Origin of the sequence: Candidatus Palauibacter sp. (assembly GCF_965237495.1) — a bacterium.
GTDB lineage: Bacteria > Gemmatimonadota > Gemmatimonadetes > Palauibacterales > Palauibacteraceae > Palauibacter.
Window position 1 is genome coordinate 3,187,925 of record NZ_OZ250143.1, and the last position, 16,831, is coordinate 3,204,755.

Annotated in this window: 15 protein-coding genes; 4 read left to right on the plus strand and 11 right to left on the minus strand. The window is 65.9% G+C overall.

Going from position 1 to position 16,831, the window contains the following annotated elements; genetic code table 11:
* Positions 1-94: 94 nt before the first annotated feature.
* Positions 95-2,203, minus strand: coding sequence for a UvrD-helicase domain-containing protein (locus ACPXY0_RS13985; protein WP_423925551.1), 2,109 nt, complete (start codon positions 2,201-2,203; stop codon positions 95-97).
* 125 nt (positions 2,204-2,328) lie between these two features.
* On the opposite strand from ACPXY0_RS13985, the gene ACPXY0_RS13990 reads away from it, so the two are divergent.
* From ACPXY0_RS13990 to ACPXY0_RS14005, 4 genes are all read left to right on the plus strand, one after another.
* Entirely contained in the window at positions 2,329-2,934 is a 606-nt protein-coding gene (locus tag ACPXY0_RS13990; protein ID WP_423925553.1) for a twin-arginine translocation signal domain-containing protein, read from the plus strand.
* Positions 2,931-4,526: a GMC oxidoreductase gene (locus ACPXY0_RS13995; protein ID WP_423925555.1), complete on the plus strand. Its 1,596-nt coding sequence runs from the start codon at positions 2,931-2,933 to the stop codon at positions 4,524-4,526. Before ACPXY0_RS13990 ends, ACPXY0_RS13995 begins: the two co-directional genes overlap by 4 nt.
* A 377-nt stretch (positions 4,527-4,903) precedes the next feature.
* The gene (locus ACPXY0_RS14000) at positions 4,904-5,773 is read left to right on the plus strand and encodes a hypothetical protein (RefSeq protein WP_423925557.1); all 870 of its coding nucleotides are present in this window, start codon (positions 4,904-4,906) and stop codon (positions 5,771-5,773) included.
* Positions 5,745-6,434 (plus strand): hypothetical protein, encoded by a 690-nt coding sequence (locus ACPXY0_RS14005; protein ID WP_423925559.1) that lies wholly within the window; start codon positions 5,745-5,747, stop codon positions 6,432-6,434. The genes ACPXY0_RS14000 and ACPXY0_RS14005 overlap by 29 nt, the downstream gene beginning before the upstream one ends.
* A gap of 4 nt (positions 6,435-6,438) precedes the next feature.
* On the opposite strand, the gene ACPXY0_RS14010 is transcribed toward ACPXY0_RS14005, so the two are convergent.
* The 10 genes from ACPXY0_RS14010 to ACPXY0_RS14055 all read right to left on the minus strand — a co-directional run bounded on the left by ACPXY0_RS14010 (position 6,439) and on the right by ACPXY0_RS14055 (position 16,425).
* Positions 6,439-7,350, minus strand: a complete 912-nt coding sequence (locus ACPXY0_RS14010; RefSeq protein ID WP_423925561.1) for a DUF1684 domain-containing protein — start codon at positions 7,348-7,350, stop codon at positions 6,439-6,441.
* 74 nt (positions 7,351-7,424) lie between these two features.
* Positions 7,425-7,766, minus strand: coding sequence for a nucleotide pyrophosphohydrolase (locus tag ACPXY0_RS14015; RefSeq protein ID WP_423925563.1), 342 nt, complete (start codon positions 7,764-7,766; stop codon positions 7,425-7,427).
* Positions 7,763-8,695, minus strand: a complete 933-nt coding sequence (locus tag ACPXY0_RS14020; protein WP_423925565.1) for an HNH endonuclease — start codon at positions 8,693-8,695, stop codon at positions 7,763-7,765. Before ACPXY0_RS14020 ends, ACPXY0_RS14015 begins: the two co-directional genes overlap by 4 nt.
* A gap of 55 nt (positions 8,696-8,750) precedes the next feature.
* On the minus strand, positions 8,751-9,527 hold the full coding sequence (locus tag ACPXY0_RS14025; RefSeq protein WP_423925567.1) for a nucleoside-binding protein: 777 nt from the start codon (positions 9,525-9,527) through the stop codon (positions 8,751-8,753).
* A gap of 414 nt (positions 9,528-9,941) precedes the next feature.
* Complete coding sequence (locus ACPXY0_RS14030) at positions 9,942-10,331, minus strand: hypothetical protein (protein ID WP_423925569.1); 390 nt, start codon at positions 10,329-10,331, stop codon at positions 9,942-9,944.
* A 107-nt stretch (positions 10,332-10,438) separates the two neighbouring features.
* Positions 10,439-11,176: a TIGR04255 family protein gene (locus ACPXY0_RS14035; protein WP_423925571.1), complete on the minus strand. Its 738-nt coding sequence runs from the start codon at positions 11,174-11,176 to the stop codon at positions 10,439-10,441.
* A 284-nt stretch (positions 11,177-11,460) separates the two neighbouring features.
* A complete protein-coding gene (locus ACPXY0_RS14040) occupies positions 11,461-12,882 on the minus strand; it encodes an aminopeptidase P N-terminal domain-containing protein (RefSeq protein ID WP_423925573.1) in 1,422 nt (473 codons plus the stop codon).
* A complete protein-coding gene (locus ACPXY0_RS14045; protein WP_423925575.1) occupies positions 12,870-13,643 on the minus strand; it encodes a nucleoside-binding protein in 774 nt (257 codons plus the stop codon). Before ACPXY0_RS14045 ends, ACPXY0_RS14040 begins: the two co-directional genes overlap by 13 nt.
* Positions 13,644-13,689: 46 nt before the next feature.
* The gene (locus ACPXY0_RS14050) at positions 13,690-14,988 is read right to left on the minus strand and encodes an NCS2 family permease (protein ID WP_423925577.1); all 1,299 of its coding nucleotides are present in this window, start codon (positions 14,986-14,988) and stop codon (positions 13,690-13,692) included.
* Between the two features lie 90 nt (positions 14,989-15,078).
* Positions 15,079-16,425 (minus strand): Fic family protein, encoded by a 1,347-nt coding sequence (locus tag ACPXY0_RS14055; RefSeq protein WP_423925579.1) that lies wholly within the window; start codon positions 16,423-16,425, stop codon positions 15,079-15,081.
* Between the last annotated feature and the right edge of the window lie 406 nt (positions 16,426-16,831).

Sequence of the window (16,831 nt, forward strand, 5' to 3'; positions counted from 1 at the left end):
TGCGCCGCGGGCGAGCCATGCGCCAGTTTTGCCGGAGGTCTCCCGCTTCCCGAGACGTCCCGGTGCTTCAGCCCAGGCAGAGAGAGGTACGGCGTCACCCCGTATTCCAGAGTTTCGAGTCGAAACCGTCGAAGAGCATGGAATCATCTCCCTTCGGTGTGACCACGAGCAGGGCTCGCATGGCGCGCGTGGCGGCGACGAAGAGGGTACGCCGCTCACGGACGAGGAGGTCGGTCTGCGCGTCGTCGTCCACCCCGCTCGGGAAATCCGGGTAGGTGGACCCGATGAATCCCGCCACCGCCACCACCGGAAACTCCAGCCCCTTCGCCGCACGCAGGGGGAGGACCTGCACCGTGTTGTCGTCGAACTCGAAGTTTCGGGAGTTCTGGAAGACGGCCGGGACGCCTCGCTTCTCGAGCGCCTCGGCGATCCTCCGTCCGTCGCTCGAGTGCGGCACGAGCACGGCGCTCGACCCCACGGTGAAGTGGAGGTCGCGCGTGGCGCCTCTCAGGTACCGGGCCAGGAGGTCGGCCTCGTCGTCGACATCGTCCAGTGCCCGGACAACCGGAAGCGGGCCCGAGTGGACATACCGCTGCGGGTCGGGAGCGAGGGCTTCGCCGAGTCCGGCCGCCAGGTAGTCGCGCGCGCCCTCGATGATCTGTTCCGTCGAGCGGTGCGTGGCAGTAAGGGTCTCGACGCGGCCCCCGACGCCCACGACGGTCCGGTGCGTGAGCACGTCGTCCCACGAGAAGCTCGCCGTATGGATCGACTGGTTCTCGTCTGCCGCGGCAAAGAGGCGGTTCGGCTCCGCGCAGAGCTCGAGCAGCAAACGGATCGCGGACGCCCCGAGATCCTGCAGTTCGTCCACGATCACGGCGTCGTAGGGCCGCACCGGACACCCGCCCGAAGCCGCGAGAGACGCGGCGCTCGCCCGTGCCTGCTGCCACGTTCGGCACCCCGCCTCGGCGAGTGCCCGCTCGTACGCCTCGTGCGCCGCCCACACGACCCGCCGGGCCGCTTCATCCAGCGGCACGCGGCGGCCAGGGCGGGGCTCCGCCAGGTATTCCGCCAGTGTACGGATGCCCCTTCCCTGGATCACGACCTCGATCTCGGTGAAGAGGAACGCCTCCCCCAGCCGCTCTGGCACCGATGACTGCTCGGGTCCAACAAGGTCACTCAGGATCCGGCGCCGGATCTCTCTCTTCTCCTCCGGCTCGGGTCGGCGCAGGAGCGCACCCGACGCCGTGAGCACCTGCCATGCCAGGCTGTCCACGGTTCGGACGTCCACGAGACGCGCGTCATCGCCGAGCAGGGATTCCAGCAACTCCCCGGCGAACGTACCCAGCGCCTTCGTGAAGGTCGCGAACAGGATTCGGGGCTCGGGGTGGCCCTGCTCCCTCAGGGCCCGGATCATCTCCCGCGCCCGGTAGAGGGCGACCGTCGTCTTCCCCGTCCCGGGCCCGCCTTTCAGGAGGGTCGGGCCGTCCGCGTCCGGCGTCCACGCGACGTGTCTTTCCTGTTCCGGATGGAGCTTGAGCAGGAACGGGACGAGCTCTCCCTGCGCGTAGCGGAGCAGGTCGTCCACCCCGCCCGTTGCCACATAGGTGGGTTCCGCGTCGACCAGAGCGAGCGGCTTCTCGAACATGTGGCCGTCAATCGCCAGCAGATGATGGTCCGGGACCCCGGGACAGCCGAGCAGCGCCTCCTGCGAGTCAACCTCCGCTAGCCGAGCGTGATACTGCGGCGGCACGTCCAGGGCCTTGAGCAGAGCCTCCGTCACGGGCTCGGGGAGCGGCGTGACCTCCTCGCGCGGCTCCGCCTGCTGCATCCAGCGCGGGACCGGCGCGGCGTAGGCCGCAGTTGGGCCCGCCAGATCAAAGGTTCCGTGGGAGAAGATCTCGGCGGCGGGCATCGAGTCATACGTGTCGTCGGCACGGAGGCGCACCGAATAGAGGCTGACGGACGTCTCATCGAAGGCATAGATCACGCGGTAGTCACCGCTTCGGAGGCGTTGAAACGCCGCCCACTCACCCTTCATCCGCTTTCGAACCTTCGCGTCGGCCTCGGGGTGAACCGCGAGAGTCGAGATCTTGCTCATGACGCGGGCGACCTGCGTGTTCGGAAGCCGCCGGAGGTCCTTCGCGAAGTTCGGCTTGAAGGAGATGGTCCGCGCCGACTTAGCTGGATCCCGGCCTCTCATCATCGATGTCCTCCTGCACCGACCCGGTTCGTGCAAGGCACAATAGTAGCGTCTTGCGACGGTTCGGGTTTCACGTCTACGCTCCGTTGAAGACTCGGGCAGCCCAAGCTCCGGAAGGCCGGTCGGCCATGGCGGAATCACGCAGGTCATTCCTGAAGCAGTCTGCGGCGACGGTGGCCGCCGTGTCTCTCACCGGCTGTGCTCCCGGGGCGGGCGGCGAGGCGGCGGGGGAGATTGACGGGGACACGGTCGCCCTCCCGGCCGAGACTCTCCGAGCCGTCGCCGAAGCCGTTCTCCCCGGCGAACTGGGCAGCGACGGTCGCGAACGAGCCGTCGCCGCCTTCGAGCGGTGGTCCGAGGGACTGGAACCCGTCGCCGAACTCGGCCACCCGTATCTGGTGCCGGAGATCCGGTATTCGGGGCCGGATCCGAGACCGGGGTGGGCGGCGCAGCTTCAGGGCCTCGAGAAGGAGTGCACGCGCCGCCACGGGGTGTCCCTGTCGGAGCTTGACGTGCCCGGCCGCCGAAAGCTGCTCGCGCGGCCGCTCGGGCAAACCGGGACCGCCTTGGGAGCGCCCGGGAATGCGGACCACGTCGCGCTGGCTCTCATGGCGCACTTCTTCGACTCGCCGACCGCGACCGACCTGTGCTACGGGCGGGCCATCAGGAAAGTGCGGTGCCGGACATTGGACGGGGCCGAAGACGAGCCTCCCGCGCCGGGAGCCGGACCGTGACGCGCGTCGTCGAGAGCGACGTCTGCATCATCGGCGGAGGGATCAGCGCCGCCATGGTGGCGGAACGGCTCGCAGAGCGGACCACGGCAACCATCACCGTGGTCGAGGCGGGAGAGCGGACGGCGTCCCTGCAGGAACGGCGTGAGACCCGGGCGCGGATGCTGGCGTACGGCGAGAACCCCTATCCGAACGACCATATCCCCGGCCAGACCGGCACCGGCGCCATGTACAGTTCCATGGTCGTGGGCGGATCGGCGATGCACTGGGGCGGCGCGACCCCGCGCTATTCCCCGGAGGATTTTCGTCTCAAGTCCCTGTACGGGGTCGGCTTCGACTGGCCCATCTCGTGGGACGACGTGGAGCCGTACTACCAGGAGGCCGAGGAGCGGATCGGCGTGGCGGGCGAGCAGGGTCCCCAGGAATGCGACCCGCGGTCGAAGCCCTACCCCATGCCTCCGCTGCCGCTGTCGTACAACCTCGCGCGCATGCGGGAGTGGACCGAGAAGACGGATATTCCGTTCTGGACGCAGCCCTGGGCGCGCAACACCGAGCCCTATCAGGGGCGCAACGTCTGCCGGCGGTGTGACACCTGTTCCGTCTGCCCGACGGGGGCCAAGTACACGCCCGACTTCGCCTTCGACCGGCTGCTGGCGGACGGGCGTATCGAACTCGTCACCCGCACCCTGGTCCGGCGCCTGTCCCTCGAGCCGGATTCGGACCGGATCGCCTTCGCCGAAGCGGTCGACCGGGACGCGCCCGATGAGCCCGTCGAGTTCCGCGCGGGAACTTTCGTGATCGCCGCCGGCCACGCCTGGAGTTCCCACCTGCTCCTCCTCTCGGCCAACGGCCGCTTCCCCGACGGCCTCGCCAACCGCACCGGGAACGTGGGGCGGTACATGACGGGACACTGGTACGTCAGCGGTTTCATCAACCTGCCCATGCGCCTCTATCCCGGCATCTTCGTCTACAACAGCCTCCTCTCCCACCGCTTCGCCAGTCCGGGACCGCTGGACCGCTACGTGCGCCACGACCTTCGGCTGTGGGAGTCGGCCGTCGGCCGCACCGCGAGGCTCATGGACGAGGACGGGCGGCTGATGTGGGGCGACGAGATCATGGCCGACTGGAGGGCCCGCACCGAGTCCGAGTCCACCGCGCGCATCCGGGCCTACTATGACCTGCTCCCGGACCGCGAGAGTCGCTTGACTCTGGACCCCGGATCCACGAACGAGCTGGGCGACCCGATGCCTCGGATCGACTTCCGCCCGGCTCAGGCCAGCATCGACCTGGAGCGCCATACGTACGACACGATCACGGGACGCTTCGAAGAGTTGGCCCGCGCGGCCGGGGGCGCCATGAGGAGCACCGGGGCGCCATCGGAGTTGTGGGAGCATCCGGGCGGCGGGTGCAGGATGGGCGACGATCCGGTCTCGAGCGTGGTGGATCGCTGGGGTCGAGCCCACGACCACGACAACCTGTTCGTGGCGGGGGCCCCGACGATCGTCTCCAGCGGCTGCGCGAACGGGACGCTCACCTTCTGCGCCCTCTCCCTCATGGCTGCGGAGGAGATGGAAAAGGAGCTTCCGCCAGCCTGAGGGGTGGCCGACTTCGCCGACGGCGGACCTTCGCGCCCGGTTCGGACTCTCGCTTGACGTGATTCACTACACACGATAAGTTCACTGTCCAGTGAACAGCGGTGTTATGGTGAACAATGGCAAAGAGCAGACTCCTCACGGCAGGAGACGCCCTCTTGCGCAAACTCCTGGATTCGGCCAGCGGGTTTCAACTGGATTCGTCGATGCGAGAAGAGCAAGGAGGCGCGCGACGTGTTGACGCGGTCTGGGCGCTTCGGTCGGGTTCCGACGAATCCCGCCTCGTGATTGAAGCGAAGACCAGCATCTGGCCGCGCGACGTGGGCCCCGTCTCCGCTCGACTCAAGGCATCGGCGGCAACTCTGGGTGCGGACCGTTGCGTGATCGTCGCCCCGCGCGTGACGGAGCGGACGCGCCAACTCCTTGAGCGTGCCGGTGTCGACTACATCGACCTTCGAGGGGAGGTGCGGCTCGCTATTCCGGGGCGACTTCTCATCGTAACTCGCGGCGGCAAAGAGGCTCCCGGAGATTATGGTCCGGACCGAAGTGGTCGAATCGTGAATCCCTTCCGCGGAAAAGCTTCTCGAATCGTGCGAGCCCTGCTCGCCGATCCACAGCGGTGGTGGGGCGTCACCGAGCTCGCGGAACGAGTGGGGGTGAGCGCGGGCCTTTCGGTGAAGACGTTGAAGACCTTGGAAGGCGATGTCTACGTAAGACGCGACTCGGATCGTCGGGTGAGACTGGCCGATGGCGAGGCGTTGCTCCGGCGTTGGGCGGCTGTCAGCGAGAGTGCTTTCCGTGACGCCGGCAGGTTCGCGTCGCGATTCCCGAATCCTGACGAAGTCACGCGACGACTCTCGAACAGACTCGATAGCCTCGGCGTACGCTACGCGGTGTCTCGACTGGCGGCAGCACGGTTCATCGAACCGTACGCACCCGCTCGCGTCGTCGACATCTACGTGGACCGAGACCCCGGCGATCTTGCCCGGACACTTGGCCTCCTACCCGTCGACCGCGGCGAATCCGTGCGCCTCGTCAGGCCGTCCGACGAGGGAGTGTTCCAGTTTTCCGGCGAGCACGATACCGTGACCTGCGTCAATCCTGTCCAGCTCTTCGTCGATCTCTACAACGGACGAGGACGCGAACCCGACGTCGCCGAGCGCCTCTTCGAGAATCGACTGCGTGAGGCCCTTACATACTCACTGTCAGACGTGGTGAGCGGTGAAGACCCGATCCACCTACGGACCTGAGGTAGCGCGTCGAGCACAACGCGTGATAGCTGATGTCTTTGCTGCCATGGGACGCCGGACTCGGCATGCGCTGCTGGTTGGCGGGGCAGTCCCCGGACTCCTGGAGGATATTGCCCTTAGCGGAGCACCGGGACATGCAGGCACGATCGACGCCGATATCCTCCTCGATCCGAATGTCTTCGGCTCCGACGACTACGCGACGCTGGCGGAGCGACTCCTCGAGCGTGGGTACCGCTACCGAAGAGACGCGGACGGGAACGACTTGCAGTTCAGCTTCGAAGTAGACGCCGAGGGCCACGCTGTCGTCGTGGACTTCCGACTTGTAGACGTTCCCGGTTTCGTGGTGCTGAAGGCACATGCCTTTGAAGACCGTCAAGCGCCCAATGATGCCTACGACCTCTGTTACGTATTGGCGTACGCGAAAGAGGGCCCGGCGGCGATCGCCGACAGACTCGCCCGGCATGCCGGCGATTCCGAGGTGGCCCGTGCGGTCGATTGTCTGCGTACCGCCTTCGCTTCACCGGACACCGCAGGTTCAGTCGCCGTCGCGGTGTTCGAGGAGGCGCGGGGCGAGGAGGCCGAGCAGCAGGCCGCCCTGGCCTATGCAGTCGTTCAATCGTTCCTGAAGTGGTGGGATGCCAAAGAGCGGGGGCACTTGTAGTCGGCTACGGCCGCTTCTCTCCCGCCGTCACGGCGAAGCGGAGGTAGTTCTCGCGCGGCGGCAGACTGCACACCGAGTGCGGGGTGAAGGCGCAGGGCGCGTTGTAGGCGCGGTTGAAGTCGATCGTCGTCCACCCATCGTCGTCGGCCAACGGCACGCGCATGTAGCGGCCCGCCTGGTAGGTGTCGGTGACGGCGGTGGAATCCCACAGGCTGATGAAGTAGCTGCGGCTCGAGGCCGAGGCGAAGGCCATCAGACGATGCTCCCCGCCCTTCGCACGGAAGACCAGGTCTCCGGGGGCCGTGTTCTCGAGCGTCCCACCCCTCACGTCGGCCAGCGATACCGTGCGCGGCTCCGGATAGGGCTCGAAGCGCGCGGTTACGCGCCACTCATTCTCGATCGGGAAGTACGGGGGAAGCTCGAATGCGTCGAGTCGGGGCGCGTGCGTATCCCAGACGCGCAACCAGAGCCGCTCCGTCCCCGGTTCCGCGTGGACGCGCATCCCCAGAGAGCCGAGAGCGAGCCGGATTGTCCCATCACTCCGGTCGTCGGGCAGCGGGATCGGTTTCGCAACAGGATCGCCGACCTCGCCGGACTCGCGGTCCCTCAGGCGCAGACCGCTCCCGGCCTCCGGAACGAGACGAACCGCCCCATCCTCGAGGTGTAGGGTCCCCGCCAGGGGCGGAGCGTCTTCCGCCGCCAGCACGATGGCCTGCGCGTGGTCGGAGCCGAAGGTGTTGGCTCCCTCCGACAACTCGAAGAGCCCGTCCCAACTGATGACGCCCGCGTTGGGGTTCGCGAGGCTGGTCCGTCGCCCCGCGCGCCACTCCCCGTGCTCCGCCGCCAGCACTTCGGGGTCGACGGGGGGCGCTTCGGGCCGCGTCTCACGGGCGCAGCCGGCCGCCAAGACGCCCAAGGTTGGGACCACCAACATCGAGATAGCCGCTACCGGGCCGACGAAGACGCGAGATAGGGGTGGCCGCCGGTTATTCACGGGGGTGACTCCTTCCTGGCGGAGTATTTCTCGGCGTTCAAACGGAGTTTTTCTTCTGCCGCGCTCACAAGGTCGATCTCGGCCACATCCGCGAAACGGAGAATCCCCGGGAACACGTCCGCCACCTCGTGCCGGACGTCACTACGGCGGGTCCCGAGCGCATCCTGGTCCCACCGAAAGAGCGCGAGGAGCTCTCCGGCCTCGCTCGCGATCAGCGCCGAGAGATTCCGGGGCGTGTGATACTCTTCCCAGTCCCGGGCGCGCGCAAAGTCTCGCAGCATGGCCTGTAGTCGCTCGATCCCGTCCGACTCTTCTCGGTAGACGATGTCCCCTCTCATTCCCGGAACTGGTTCGCGTTGTGCCACTCCAGGTATCCCTTTCCGGGCCGGTCTTCCCGGCTCGGGGGTACCCATATCCGTTCTCCGCGCAGCTTGAAGTAGTTCTCCCCGTCGTTGAAATCCGTCCGGACGTGTTCGCTCACTTCCACATGATATTCAGGCGTGACCGTTACGTAGCCGGCATCGAACAAACGGTGCACGTCGGACCTCAGCAAGATCCCGTTCTGGATGTGGTTCTCCTGCCTGAGGCTGAATGGCTTGATGTGGGCTGCGTCGAGCGCCGGCAGTGCCCGCTCGCGGGTGACCGCGCACTGCCGCTCGTACGCGTCCATTACACGGCTCTGGAAGATCCCCCGGCCCACACGACGTCTGACGGTCCCGTAGGAGTAGCCGCCCGGAAGCTCCCCGGATGTCGACTCCGCCACCCTCATGCCCAGGAGCCGATCGGAGACCTCCCGCCATAGTTCCTTTCCGACCGGCGCTGTGAGGTCGTAGGACTTCCCCCGCTGCGTGCTGGGGGCCCAATCGGCGGGCTGGGGACACCAGTTCTCTTCATCCGAGAAGAAGGGTTCGGCCAGCAGAATGCAGCCGATCTTGTAGTCCTCCCATGGACGCGGAGTATCTCTCCGCAGTCGAGCTGTGCGGTCCCGAACCTCACCCAGGCTCGCCGCGCCGTTCTTTTCGCCGAACGCCTGCCAGGCGAGACTTATCGGGAGAGACGTATAGTGCTCGAAGAAACCCCCACCCACGACCGCGTTGTGCGGGCTGCGGAGCTTGAAGAGCAGTGGCTGGCCCCGGGAGAGGACGCCGAACTCGCCGCCCCACGGCTTCGGAGTCCAGAAGTTCACTTCCTCAACAGGCTGACGGCGGGAGAGCCCTCGCAGGTGGTCGAACCACTTCTTGTCCGTAACCGCAACGTAGGCTTTCAACGTTCAGTCCCTTCCTTCACGTAGCCCGGCCGCCGCTTGACTCGACAGGTTGCCGTCAGAGGCGCCAGACGATCAGGAACTGCACGGCGCTCTCGGTCACATCGGTGCCGAGCTTGTTGCGCCAGTACTGGTATTCGATCCCCGTCATGAGCCGGCCGCCGTTCCCGCCGAGAGCCCGGCCCAGATCCAGAGTGAACTGTGGCTGAGCGAGAATCCAGCCCCGGTCTTCGCCGCCCCCCTCGGTCGTCACGCCGCTGATGTACTCCGCGTGGCCCGTGAAGGTGAACGTCTGCCCCAGCATCTCCCACGTCGCGAGCCAGTTCACGTCGAACATGAAGCCGTCGTCCGTCTTGGGCGCGCCGCCCGCATCGATCCCAGTGCTCGCGTCGATCATGCGGGCGAATTCCGTGTTGAGGAAGATAAACCCCGGAATGTCCCACGAGGCCCGGATTCCCGGCGTGTACTTGAGAACCTTTGCCTTCGCGCTGTAGTTCACCCCGCCCAGCACCGCGAAGTCGCGGATCGGCCCGAACCCCACGCGGCTCCCGGTGATCTTGCCGAGGCTGAGCGACGGGTACCACTCCCCGTACAGATCTTTCTCGTTGAAGCCGTCGTTCCCGCCGTCGGCGCTGTAGTCGAAGAACAGGAAGTGGTCGCCCCACGACCACTGCGCGGCGGACTGGAAGGTCACGACGACCGTGCCGTCGCGGGTTTCCGCGAAGGGGTTCGTCAGGCTGCCCATCTGAAGGTGGAACTCGGTCTGTCCGGCCGCGGTCCCGGGCGCGGTGAGGGAAAGCGCAGCCGACATGGTGAGCACCAGCCAATGCTTCAACGCAACATAGCGCGGGGAACTCGTCATTTGTGATCGCTGTCTTCGAAGTGTATTCGGGTCTCGAATGAAAGACCCGGGACGACCGAAGCGTCTCTTTCGCCAGGCCAGCCGACGATGTTGCCATGCCGCGGAGGCGAGTTATCCAACTTGAGCTCCAGAGTGCCCGTGTCAGTGACATCCTCCGAATGGAAGTCTGCTCTACCGTGGAGATTCCGGCCGGGGCGAGGGGCATGCTGTGCCGCGTGGTCCCATACTCCCCCATCACCCAAACCATCGATCTGGAAGACCGAGAGTTCCAGACGTTGCGGTCCACGTCGAGGCAGCAACGCTTGGGGGCGCACATCGCCTGAACTCCTCGATATCCACCTCCTCGTGAAGATCAAGCGAGTGATCGGAAGCTCGGCTCCCGGTTGCCTACGGAGCCAGGCGGCGAGCCGTCTCAGCAAGACGTGAGGGGAGAGCATCTGCGAAGACTTCGATTCCAGTCACCTTGGCGCCGTTAATTCGCGCTGCGTAGCTGAGTTCGCCCGTGCTGCTCACGATCACCGTGAGGACGTGGTTCTTGCCAAAGAACCACTCCAGAAGAGCATCGCCCTCCGGATCAAACGAAAAGTGAGGCACTCCAAGCCCCCGCGGAAACGCCGCAGCCACGCGCTCAGCCCAAGATGCTGATTCAAGTTTGGCCGGCAGGGCACCGTAACCGTCCCAGTCAGGGTTCGAACACTCGGCAACCGCTTCCTTAAGTGCCGCGCGTCCTGCGGAGACGACACCACTGGATGCGGCTTCAAGCAGATTCTCGGCCACGGCTGTGACTCTTCGGGGGATCTCCTGCGATTCCTTCGTTGCACCGCGGTCCGTTCCCCAAAGTGGGAACGCCACTCGCTCTGGAAGCAGGGCTACGGCAAGGCTCGTCACTTATAGCTCTCCAATGTCTCGGATGTCAGGCTCTCAAAAAACACGTCATTCTTGATCTTCCGTAGTTTCTCAAGGGTTGCCTTGATCGCCTCTCCGCTCGTCGGGAAGTCACTCAGCTTGTAGCAATCGATATCGAGAAGCAGCGACGCAAACTCATGATTCGCGCCTGCTTCGGTCGCGAATGAGACGTTCGCGGTGATGTCGTCGGTTGCCTTTAGCACATATCGACAGAGGAAGGCGCTGCACGCGGAAGGCCATCCCGCAGGTACCTGGGGCGGTGCCGTAAGAACTTTGTCCAAGCGCCCGTGCGGCGGCACCTCAATGCAATTGATGAATCGGGTCGCTGTTCGGCTGACTCCCACGGGTCGCAATCCTGACACGTATCGCTCCCATACGGGCCAAGCGTGATCCAGCATCTGCACCCAAGATTCGTACGGTGCAAGCCGGCTGAACGTGAACCCGTCGTAACGTATCTGGGCAACGTCGAGCCCGTCCGCGGATACCAGGCGGTGTCCGTGCAATCCCCCCTGCGGTTGCTCCGCCACGACGCCGTCCGGGTCGAACCTGATCTGGCCGTGGAACTGATGGATCAGATCCTGCGTCGGGAAATCCTCCCTTAGGGAGTGCGCCAATGCCTCCAACGCTTCGAGGACAAGGCCCGTCCCAAGGTTGACGCGGAAGTCGATCAGTGCTTCGCGAATCGGCGCTCGTTCCAGGGTAGGGTGACCGGTCATCTGCGGTGGCTCGAGGTTCCGGGGCTCCCGGTTCGCGAGTGGCGCGGCCATGCGCTCACGCTAGCAGAACAACTACCCCAGAGCAAACGGAGGCGTTCCCCAGGGACCCTCATCCCCACACGCCCAGCTGGCAACCCGCCCGGTAGGAGTCCGGCCAAGGTCGCGCGGAATCTGGCGCCTGCAGGGGCACGAAGGATTTCGCCAGTTCGCGCTTGTAAGTGGTCGATGAGGCGAAGAACCCCGCAGTACGCAACGCGCGCGGCGGAACCGACAACGCGCAACACCTAGCGTACCAGCCTTTCCAGCGCTTCGGGCGCGCGGGGGAGCGCCGCGGTCAGGACTTCGGCCCCGTCCTCCGTGACCAGGATGACTTCTTCCACGAACACCGAGACCCCGAGGTCGTGGTTGTAGTACCACGGCTCGACGGTGAAGACCATCCCGGGCGCGAGCGGTTCGTCGAGAAGCGCGGGATCTCCCGAAGACAGCCCGATATGGTGACCAAAGAAGGAGGGGGTCTGCATGTACGGCTCCTCCTCGTCCGGGATCGCGTCGTAGGCCACTTCCGTAAGCTCGCGCAGGGTGACGCCGGGGCGCACGGCGGCGATGATGGCCTCCGCCGTCCGGGTGCTCACGAGGAGTTTCTCCCGCTGGATCTCCGTGAACGCGCCGTTCGCCGGAAAGGTGCGTCCGACGTCGCTCACATAGCCGTTGACCTCGCAACCCACGTCGAGGATGACGAGGTCGCCGTCCTGCAGGGCGCGGTTGCGGCGGTCGTAGTGGGCCGCGAGCACCCGCCACGGCCACAGGCTGTTGGGACCCGACTTGATGATGGGGGTGAAGGGGATGGACTGGGAGCCCGCCTCCCGGCAGGCGCGCTCGAACTCGCCCTGCAGAGTGCGCTCGTCGACCCCCGGCCGAACGAGAGCGGCGGCGGCCCGGATCCCCGCCATCGTCGCGGCGGCCGCGCGCCGCATGCGCATGATCTCCGCGGGCGTCTTCACCATGCGGAGACGGGCGATGATGTCGAAGGCGTTGACGATCTCGACCTCGGGATAGTCGTCCCGGAGACGCCGGATCAGGGACGCCGTGGGGTCGAGACCCCCGATCAGCGGCACGACCGGGTCCGGCACGGGGCCCGCGGCGCCGGCGTTGACCCGGAGGAGGGCGCCCGTACCCAGGCGCTCGCCGAGGAAGCCCTCAAGTTCGGCGATGTCGCGGTAGTCGTCGGCCCCGCCGAAGCCGCGGAGTTGGTAGTCGTCCAGCAGCGGACGGCCCGGAAAGTCGTTTCGGCGCCCCGGGTTCTCGAAGCGCGGATCCCGCTGCGGCATGAAGAGGGTCGAGAGACCACGCTCCGCGTCCAGCACCAGCATGGACTGGACGACTTCCAGGCCCGTCAGATACCAGAAGTCCTCGAGTTGACGGAACGTCTCCCCGTGCGTGAGGCCATCCGAGGAGGGGACGAGGAGGAGGCCGCCCCCCGTGGCGCGCAGGCCGTCGATGATCCGGTTGCGGCGAAACTCGTACTCCTGCGGACGGAACCCGGGCCGGGCCCAGTCACCGTACCGCTGCTCCGGCGTCTGCGCCGAGAGCCGGACCGGATCTCCGGTGACAGCCGCCACGGCGGCGAGCAACGAACTCGCCAGCAGGCTGCGCCCGAGCCGCCGGCTCCTCGCCGGGAAGACGGAGCCGGACCTCAGAGTCGCCACACGACGAGGAACTGGACCGCGCTTTCCGTCACGTCGGTCCCCAGCTTGTTGCGCCAGTACTGGTATTCGATGCCGGTCATGAGCCGGCCGCCGCCGCCGCCCAGCGCCCGGCCCACATCCAGCCTCAACTGCGGCTGCGCCAGGATCCAGCCCAGGTCGTTGTTGCCGAGTTCGTTCGTCACCCCGCTGATGTACTCGGCGTGGCCGGTGAAGGTGAACGAATGCCCCAGCATCTCCCATGTGGCGAGCCAGTTCACGTCGAACATGAAGCCGTCGCTCGTGCTCGGGGCGCCACCGCCGTCGAGCCCGCTGCTCGCGTCGATCATGCGAGCGAATTCCGTGTTGAGGAAGATGAACCCCGGGATGTCCCAGGACGCCCGAAACCCCGGTGTGTACTTGAGCACCTTTGCCTGCGCGCTGTAGTTCACCCCTCCCAGCACCGCGAAGTCGCGGATCGGCCCGAATCCCACCCGGCCCCCCGTGATCTTGCCGAGGCTGAGGGACGGGTACCACTCCCCGTACAGATCTTTCTCGTTGAAACCGTCGTTGCCGCCATCGGCGCTGTAGTCGAAGAAGAGGAAATGGTCGCCCCACGACCACTGCGCGGCGGACTGGAAGGTGACGACGACCGTCCCGTCGCTGGTTTCCTCGAAGGGGTTCACCAGGCTGCCCATCTGAAGTTGGAACTCCGTCTGTCCGGCCGCGGCCCCCGGCACGGCGAGGAGGAACCCGACTGCGGCCAGCGGTCTGGTCAGCTTCATTCAGCCTCTCGATCCAGGAGGGTCACGGGGCTCACGGGTCGGGAGGTTACAGCCAGATGAACTTCGCGGCGAACACCAGCGCCACCACGAGCAGCATCGGCGAGCAGTCGCGCCAGCGGCCCGCCAGCACCTTGATCGCGACGTAGCTGATGAAGCCGAGCCCGATCCCGTCCGCGATCGAATAGGTGAGGGGGATGGCGATCGCGGTCACGACCGCCGCGGCGGACTCCGTGATGTCGTCCCATTCCACGTCCTTCAGGGCGCGGGCCATGAGGCAGGCGACATACAGGATGGCCGCGGCGGTCGCGAAGGGGGGGATGGACTCGGCCAGCGGCGCGAGGAAGAGACAGCCGAGGAACAGGCCGGCCACGACGACGGAGGTCAGACCGGTGCGGCCGCCCGCTCCGACGCCCGCGGCGCTCTCGATGTAGCTGGTCACTGACGAGGTCCCGAGCAGCGTGCCCGCCACGGTTCCCGTCGAATCGGCCAGCAGCGCCCGCTGGATCCGCGGCAGCCGCCCGTCCTCGTCGAGGAGGTCGGCCTGGTGCGCGACGCCGATCAGCGTGCCGGCCGTATCGAAGAGATCGACGATCAGGAAGGTCAGGATGACGGTGATCGCGCCGACCTGAAGCGCGCCGGCGATGTCGAGCGCGAACAGCGTGGGCGTAGGATCCGGCGGAAGCGACGCCACCCCGTGCCAGTCCGAGACGCCCAGAACGAGGCCGACCACCGTCACGCCGAGCATGCCGATGATCGCTGCGCCCGGAACCCGCCGCGCCGAAAGCGCCGCGATCGCGCTGAACCCGAGCAGGGCGAGCACGGCCGGCGGCGTCGTCAGTTCCCCGACCGTGACGAGCGTCGCCGGGCTACCCTGGATGATGCCGGCGTTCCGCAGCGCGATCACGCCGAGGAAGAAGCCGATGCCGGCCGAGATGGCCAGCTTCTGTCCGCGGGGGATCGCATCGATGATCCAGCGACGCACCGGCAGGATGCTCAGCGTGACGAACAGCACGCCGGACACGAACACGGCCCCGAGCGCGACCTCCCACTCGTACCCGAGTCCGAGCACGACGCCGTAGGTGAAGAAGGCGTTCAGCCCCATCCCGGGCGCGAGCGCGATCGGGTAGTTCGCGTACAGCCCCATCACCAGGGTGGCGAACGCCGCCGCCAGACAGGTCGCGACGAACACGGCCCCGAACGGCATGCCGGCCTCGGAGAGGATCTGCGGATTGACGAAGGCGATGTAGACCATCGTCAGGAAGGTCGTGACCCCCGCCGTCACCTCCGTCCGCACGTCGGAGCCGCGCTCCGAAAGCCTGAACCAGCGTTCCAGTTTCTCCGTCATCGGCTCGACTCCCCTTGGTGACGGGCGCGGAAGCGGACGCCCGTTGAGCCTCTATTCGCAATCGATCCCGCATGCTTCTGCCAGCAGCGGCTATGGGTCCGCAGTGTTGCGATAACCTGCCCCCTCGGGGGCTTCCGATGGGAAACAACTCGCATAGAGCGCCTCCACCTGTTCCACTTCCTTCGGGGTCAATCGCTCGAACTCTCGGGTGCGCGCCCGCCTGGACAGCTTGCCGCGGTTCTGCCGGAGGAACCTCGACAGGAGATCAATCGTCTGGTCCGGCATGTCCGCGACTTCCTCCTGCACACGCCGCGAGAACTCGTCATACCCTTCCAGATATGCGACTTCTCGGGGGAGATCCCGCATCACTGTCTCCTCGACACACCCATATAGAAACTCGGCGTGAGCCGTGGCGTCAAAGAACCGGTAGAAGTCGACCGTTTCGTTCAGGACCTCGACGTTGTGCCGTCTCGTGGCGCGCCACTCAACCAGGGGCAGGACCTGCGAGGAGTAGCTGCGGAGAACCTCACGGTACTCCGAGATCCGCCTCAGCATAGGGACACTCACGGGAAACACGACATGCGGCGGGTTGTACCCTGCACGGGCCAGCACGTGATGAATCAGCCAGCGATGAAGGCGGCCGTTCCCATCTTCGAAGGGATGGATGTATACGAACCCGAAAGACAGAACAGCCGCCGATATGACGGGATCGACGGCCGTCTGTTCTGTCCGCCGACCATACTCGACCGCCCCCCGCATCAGATCGGCCAAGTCGTCCGGACGTGCACTGATATGTTCCGGAATCGGATCACGCGTCCCCCGGTCGCGATCGCCGATCCACCCGCCCTCGGTCCGGAGCCCGAGTTCGACGAATCTCGAGTCACCGATCACGAGTTCCTGCAGGCGCACCAGCTCATCGATCGCAAGGTCTCGCTGGCCAGCCTCGCCGATCGCTTGGCCCCAACGGAGCCCCCGATCCGGCGTCGGGTGCTCACCTTCGATCTGAAACGACGCCTGACTGTCTTCGAGGAGCAGAAATGCCGCGGCGCGACGGACGACATCCGGGTGGGTACGTCCAAGAACTTCCCGGGCTCGCTCCCCCAAGCGCATGTGCACATAGCGCTCAAGTTGAGGGGTCCGTCTGACCAGCGGGCAGAACCACCTCGTACCCGGCAGGTTGTTCCGCACCCGATGCCGACGTGAGAGGGGTCCGCTCTCCGGTGCGAACTGCTGCCTGGGATCCACAACCGGAACAGCTTTCACCTTGCCGGCGTCGGGAAGGTCGAGGCGTGCGTCCATCAACCATTCATAAAGAAACCAAGTACGGCGAGCGTAGGCGCCCGTGGGCCTGTCACGCACGATCCGCACGATCTCGCGCGGGTCGATCTTCCTGAAAAGGGCGGAGAGCACGCCCAGACTCACCCCCTCCCACTTCAAGGCGAACTCCAGCTGCCCTCGTAGACTCTCCTCTGGGGCGTGGCTCGGAGAAAGCAACTTCCACTGGCGTGTGGAGGTGGGACGATGGCGCTCGGCGATGGCGGCCAGCCGGGGCGGCGGCGGAACTTGAAGGTCGTGCTGGGCTATAAGCGCAGCGTAACCTGCAGGTTGCCCGGGTTCTGGGGGCCGCCGCCGGAGGCTCATGAGGGAAAACGCAGATTCACAAAGGTCTCATTTTCGCAAGAAAATCTTCACTGATCGTCAAAACTTATCACGGATTTGGTGTAACGCAAGAAAATCTTCACGAAACGCTTAAGGTTGTTGAAAAGAATTCACAGCCTATCCGTAAACGTCAAAAAGCTTCACAGATTTGCAAATCTCTTCACAGATGAGCGCCAAGCGCCGA

Bases quoted from the DNA above. Each gene is read 5' to 3' on its own strand.
- ACPXY0_RS13990 (WP_423925553.1), top strand. From the start codon at position 2,329: ATGGCGGAATCACGCAGGTCATTCCTGAAGCAGTCTGCGGCGACGGTG.
- ACPXY0_RS14035 (WP_423925571.1), bottom strand. From the start codon at position 11,176: ATGACCGGTCACCCTACCCTGGAACGAGCGCCGATTCGCGAAGCACTG.
- ACPXY0_RS14015 (WP_423925563.1), bottom strand. From the start codon at position 7,766: ATGAGAGGGGACATCGTCTACCGAGAAGAGTCGGACGGGATCGAGCGA.
- ACPXY0_RS13985 (WP_423925551.1), bottom strand. From the start codon at position 2,203: ATGATGAGAGGCCGGGATCCAGCTAAGTCGGCGCGGACCATCTCCTTC.
- ACPXY0_RS14050 (WP_423925577.1), bottom strand. From the start codon at position 14,988: ATGACGGAGAAACTGGAACGCTGGTTCAGGCTTTCGGAGCGCGGCTCC.
- ACPXY0_RS14045 (WP_423925575.1), bottom strand. From the start codon at position 13,643: ATGAAGCTGACCAGACCGCTGGCCGCAGTCGGGTTCCTCCTCGCCGTG.